Below are 6,944 nucleotides of genomic sequence, written 5' to 3'. Positions count from 1 at the left end.
TATTTTTTTGTTTTATATCAATCATATAAAAAAGGAGATTTTTTAATTTTATGAATTAAAACTTTAATTATCATGAAAAATTCTTACAAGGAGATGTATTAAAATGACAAATAACATCAGAAAAATAAAGCAGGATTTGCGAGCCTATGCAAAAAGATGTAAAGATGTGCATTATACAGAAGGCCTGTTAAAAACATTTTTAGTTACTGGAACTCTTTTTGTAACAAGGAATCTGTTCTCGGCTTCGGAAAATACAAGTATTGCAAGTCAAAAGCAGGAAATTTCTACATCAATTAAGACAATACATCAGCAAGTCAAAGCAACACGGAAAGAAAACGACAAATTACTGAAAAATACAAATCTTGAACTTATCCAGTTAATGGAACAAGGGGATCACGTTGTAAAATCGCCTTGGAGCAGCTGGCAGTTTGGAATGAACTATATGTATAACGACTGGCATGGACACTATAAAGGACGTGGAGATAAGGAAGAAAAATATCCATATGAAGGTATATTTGAGAGAAGTACAAATGCCTTTGAAAGATATACATCACCACTAAGTAATCAATATAAATTACTTGCGACATCAACTAATCCTTATTCGGCATCATCAAGTGCAAGAACAGGATTGAATCAGGGATATGGAATAGCAAGTACAACACCTAAATCAGAACCTTTAGTAGCATTGAATGTGGAAGCATCAATAAGACCAAAAAATGTACAAAGAGATCCGGTAACAGCACCGACAGTATCAGTTAATGCACCGCAATTACAAGCATTAAATGTACCTAATTTGTTACCGCCTTCATTAGATATAAAGGCTCCTGAGGCTGTAAGTGTACCTAATAAAACACCGAATATAGTTCTTAATCCAACAGTTCAATATAATTTTGATGGTCATACTGTTACTGGTGCTAATCCATGGGGGCCTAGTCATCCTGCTAAAGATCAAGATGGACAAAATAAACATTTTTGGTCAGGATGGAATCCTGCTACAGGTACGGTTGAAGCTGGAAAATCAGCTTGGAAGATTGTAGGAGGAGCAGTAGAAATAGATAATAGTCGAAGAATACCAAATGTATTTTATGCAAATGCAGTGGATAGAAGTGCTCCAACAGGTATAAAGTGGACATTAAAAAATGCAAAAGTAGATGTTGTAGGAGACCCTACATGGAATCCTAAAGGAACTTCAGCAGTACATGCAGTTTGGGATGGAGATATAACAAATGTACAAGCTACATTACACGGTTATGCAACATTTATTGCAGCGGAAACATGGCATGACGGTAAGGTAACTATAAATAGTTCAAAAGTAAATATTGAAAATAGTTACAATAGTGTGTTTTTTGGATTTCCGGCAACATATTATGCAATGGGAATTAATAATAATGACTATCATTCATATAATCAAAGAGGAGAGTATTCAGGAGATTTAAAAGTAAGCATAAATAATGCTGATAATAACTACATTTACAGTATAATGGGTGTTCAAGGTTCGTTTAAGTTGGACAATAGCGGAGATTATGATGTAAAAGGAAACGGTAACTTAGTTTATCTTGGAATAGGTTATTCACCGAACTGGGAAAATCTTAAAGGAAGCGGAGATGTAACAAGTAATCCGAATACAGCTATGACTCCGAGTATAAAACTAGGAACATCAGGTAAAATTAATGTTGATGGAAATTCTAATGTAGGATTATTTTTTGAAAATAGATACAGTAACTTTACTACCGGAGGGAATTTACCATTTGATTCTGCAAAACCTAATTTTACTATTGATAAATGGAAAAAAAGTGTAATAGGTATTTATCAAGGTGAAATAGAAGTTGGAATGAAAGTCGGAGAAAATTCTGCATCTAATGGGAATGTTGGAGTATATTCAAGATCAGGTCAAAGAGAAGGAATAGTTCCAAGTCAAGATTTAGGAGCACCAGATGCGACTGATAGAGCAGCAGGACTGGCTTATGTTCGAGCAAATCAAAATTCAACATCAAATGGACATCCTGATTATGATACAGATAAAATACATAATTTAGAAGTTGCAAAAGCAGAAATCTATTTTGGTAAACATGCAACTAACAGTATTATGTTTGCTGCTGATAATGGTTCAGTAATAGATGTAGCTAACACAGATAAGGCAGATAAAAATTTAGGTCGTGAAGCATATAAAGAAGTTACACCATCAACTGAAATAAAAGATTCAGCAGCTCAATTAACAAGTTCATATGATGATACAGTAAACCAAGCTGCAACAGGAACAGTTATAGCTTATGCAACAGGAACATGGTCTAACCAGAATATGCCGGGAGGAGCTGCAACTCTTAATGGAAAAGGTAGTGAAATTAACTTGTTCCAACCTGTAATTATGTCAGGAAGAGCTAAATTAGACACGGCAACAAATAAAATGAATCCATCGGTTGCATTAATCGGAGATAACAAAGGTATCGTTAATGCTAAAAAAGATGTAACTGCAAATGGATACGGATCAATAGTTGCCCTAGCACAAAATAATGGTGAAGTAAATGTTACTGGAAAAATAACTGCAAAAGATTCATGGGCAGCAACTGATGCAGCAACAAAACCTTACTTATATACAAATATAGGAGCTTACGCTTCAGCAAACAGTACAGTTAATATAAAAGAACATGATATACACGGAATAGGAGCTGTTGCAGCAGGAGCAGGAGCAAAAGTAGTTGTTGACAGTACAAAAGCAGGAAGTACAATAAGAACAGGAAAAGAAGGAGCATTGGCAGCTTTAAACGGAGGAAATATAGAATATAAAGGTGGAACAATAACTCATGAAGATAATCAGGTAGATGCTAACGGAGTAGGTGATCATGCATCTTCAACACCATTTAATGCAGATGCAAATTCTCATATCAACTTTACAGGAGATACACAATTAAATATAGGAAGCGGAATCCTAATGCCAGGAACAGCAGCAGACTATGCAGCGGCAGCAGGAACTACTGCAAAATATAATGGAATGAGTAATGTTGATGTAGCTCTTACAGGAGATAATGTTATACTAAGTTCAAATGACGGAATAACAACAACTTGGACAGGAGCTCCTATAGGATCTGTAATACAAACAGATATGAAAGTAAGAAGTTTTAATGATAATGGACATTCATATAAGATTTACTATATAAATGGAAACTTTATTATAGATTCAGATATTGACCTTGACAGTCCAACAGATGCATTTAAAAATGTAGGATTATCAAGAGAAGTAGTTACAATAAATGCAGGTAAAACAATAAGTTCGACAGCAGGAAAAGGTCTTGCTATGGCATCAAATGATAAAGCAAATACAGATGCAGATAATAGCAAAACACAATATATAAATAATGGAACTGTAAATATAACGGGTGGAAGTCTTGGAGCAGGAACAATAGGACTTAATATAAGTTACGGACAAATAAACAACAATAGTGATATCAATGTGGATGAAGGTATTGGTGCTTATGGAATAAACGGAAGTACATTGAAAAATGACGGAAACATAACAATATCCAATAAAGGTGTAGGAATGGCAGCCTTTACATCCTTAGGTACAGCTTTACAAACATACGGTACTGATAAATTGATAAGCAGCGGAACATTAGGAAACGCAAAAACGCTTGAAATAATAAACAACGGAACAGTAACAGTAAACGGAAATAACTCAGTAGGTTTATATGGTGAATTGAATAAAGCAACAGGAGCACCGGGAGGAACAATATTAACAGCGGCAAATGGAAGCATAACTAATAATGGGAAAATAGTTATGAGTGGAGATAATGCAGTAGGAATAGTATCAAAAGGAACAAAAGTAACTCTTACAGGAACTGGAAGTTCAGACATAGTAGTAGGTAAAGACGGAATAGGTGTGTATGCTGAAAATACTCCTGTAACTATAAACAGCGATTACGGAATAGAAGTGAAAGAAAACGGGACAGGAATATTTGTTAAAAACGGAAGTGATGTATTGGCACCTGGAAAAACTCTTGAATTAAAATACAGCGGTTCAAATGCAGGAACAGGAGTTGGATTATTCTATGAAGGAGCAGCAGCTTCTAATATAGTAAACGGAACAAATGTAAAATTAGTTGATACTGTAGGAACAACAGGCGGATTAGTGGGAATATATGCTAATAATGGCGGAAAACTTACAAATACTGCAGATATAACAGGAGATAAAGGTTATGGAATTATAACAAACGGAACAGAAATAGAAAATACAGGAAATATAACATTAAATAACCCAATAGATCCGACAAAATCAAGTGTAGGTATATTTACTCAAGGAACTGACAAAATAACAAACAGCGGAAATATAACTGCAGGAGGAAAATCTGTCGGAATATATGGACATGCAGTAGATCAACTGGGAGGTTCAATAACAGTTGGAGATGGAGGAACAGGAATCTTCAGTGGAGGAGGAAATGTAAATCTGTCAGGAGGCTCAATAACAGTTGGTGCTGGAAAGGCTACAGCAGTATATACAAACGGAAGCGGACAGACAGTAACATTGGGAACTCCAGGAACAGGAAACGGAACTGCATTAACAATAGGAGATACTTCGTTCGGATTTATAAATGAAGGAACAGGAAATACAATATATTCATACAGAAATGTAAACCAAAATTTAGGAAATGATTCGGTATATATTTACTCTAAAGATGCAAGTGGAAGAATAGAAAACTATACACCGTTGACATCAAACGGAGATGTAAACTACGGATTGTATGGAGCAGGGACAATAGAAAACCATGCTGATATGAACTTCGGAACAGGATTGGGTAACGTAGGAATATACAGTATAGATGGAGGAACAGCAAGAAACCATGCAAATATAACAGTAGGTGGATCTGATACAAGTGATCCTAATGTATCTAATCATAAATATGCAATAGGTATGGCAGCAGGATACGGAGAAGCACCTTCAGGATATACAGGAAATATAGAAAATGTATCCGGTGGAGTAATTAATGTAAATGGTGAGTACAGTATAGGAATGTACGGTTCACATGCGGGAACAACAGTAACAAATAACGGAACTATAAATCTTAATGCAAGTAACACAACAGGAATGTACTTGGATAACGGAGCAAAAGGAATAAATAATGGAACAATTCAATCAAACGGAAGCGGATTGAAGAATGTAACAGGAATAGTTGTAAGAAACGGTTCTGAATTATCTAATAACGGTACAATAAACATAGATGCAGTAAATGCAAGAGGAATAATAACAAAAGGAAATCCGGCAGGAGCAAATCCTGGAGTAATTAAAAACTACGGAACATTAAATATAACTGGAAATGGTTCTCAAGATGTACAGGAAGCAACAGGTGGACAAGACATAGGTAAATCAATGGGAGGAGTATCTATAAATGCACCTGCAGGGTCATCGACAGCAACGATAACAGTAAACGGAAAACCGGTAGTTCCGGAATTAGCTACTACAAGTGGAACAGAGTATAAACCGATGGAAGTATCAACAATAGGAATGTATATAGATACTTCAAGTAAAAGATTTACAAACCCGGTAACAGGATTAAATCATTTATCAGGATTAACGCAAGCAGACTTAATAGTAGGAACAGAAGCAACAGAAAATACGACAAGCAAATATATTCAAATAAATGATAAGATATTGGCACCGTATAATCAAATGATATTAAATAATCCTCAAATAGAGAAATGGAATGTATATGCAGGATCGTTGACATGGATGGCAAGTATAGCACAGAATCAGACAACGGGAGTAATAGAGAATGCATATTTGGCAAAAGTTCCATATACACAATGGGCAGGAAAAGAAGAAACACCAATAAACAGTTCTGATACATACAACTTCCTAGACGGATTGGAACAAAGATATGGAGTTGAAGGATTAGGCACAAGAGAAAAAGCATTATTTGATAAATTAAACAGTATAGGAAAAAATGAAGAAATATTATTCTATCAGGCAACAGACGAAATGATGGGACACCAGTATGGAAATCTTCAACAAAGAATCAATGCAACTGGAAACATACTGGACAAGGAATTCAGATACCTGAAACACGACTGGAGAAATCCGTCTAAGCAAAACAACAAGATTAAAGTGTTTGGTGCAAGAGATGAGTACAACACTGACACGGCAGGAATCATTGATTACACAAGTAATGCCTACGGTGTAGCGTATGTTCACGAAGATGAAAAAATCAAGATGGGTAACTCTGATGGATGGTATGCAGGAGTTGTAACTAACAGATTTAAATTTAAGGATATAGGACATTCAAGAGAAAATCAAACTCAGCTTAAAGCAGGAATCTTTAAGACAATGTCGCCAAAAACTGATCACAATGGGGCATTGCAATGGACAATTGGAGGAGATGTATTCTTTGGAATTAATAATATGAAACGTAAATATCTGGTTGTAGACGATATATTCCAGGCAAAATCTGACTACAACTCTTATGGTGCGGCATTGAAGACAGACTTGGGATATGACATAAGAATGAGCGAAAGAACGCATTTACGTCCATACGGAGCATTGAAGATGGAATACGGAAGATTCAATACCATTAAAGAGGATAATGGAGAAATGAGACTGGAAGTGAAAGGAAACGACTACTTCTCAGTTAAGCCGGAAGTTGGAATGGAATTCAGATATGTACAACCGCTTGCAGTGAGAACAAATCTGACAGTGGGATTGTCAGCCGCTTATGAAAACGAATTAGGTAAGATGGCAAGCAAGAACAACCAAGGAAGAGTAAGATACACAAGCGCAGACTGGTTCGGAATAAGAGGGGAAAAGGAAGACAGAAGAGGAAATGGTAAATTTGACTTGAATATCGGAGTTGATAACACAAGATTTGGAGTGACAGTAAATGGAGGATATGACACAAAAGGAAAAAACGTAAGAGCTGGAATAGGATTCAGAGCTATTTACTAGAACGAAGATAAAATGT

General features: G+C 35.7%; 1 protein-coding gene. It reads left to right on the top strand.

The window, feature by feature from the left end:
• Positions 1-103 precede the first annotated feature (103 nt).
• On the top strand, positions 104-6,928 hold the full coding sequence (locus Q0370_RS09835) for an autotransporter-associated N-terminal domain-containing protein (RefSeq protein ID WP_299575184.1): 6,825 nt from the start codon (positions 104-106) through the stop codon (positions 6,926-6,928).
• Positions 6,929-6,944: the final 16 nt, after the last annotated feature.

The organism is uncultured Leptotrichia sp. (assembly GCF_938036635.1).
Lineage (GTDB): Bacteria > Fusobacteriota > Fusobacteriia > Fusobacteriales > Leptotrichiaceae > Leptotrichia > Leptotrichia hongkongensis.
This window is presented reverse-complemented; position numbering and strand designations above follow the sequence as displayed.

Coding starts and splice junctions, on each gene's coding strand:
- Q0370_RS09835 (WP_299575184.1), top strand. CDS start 104: ATGACAAATAACATCAGAAAAATAAAGCAGGATTTGCGAGCCTATGCA.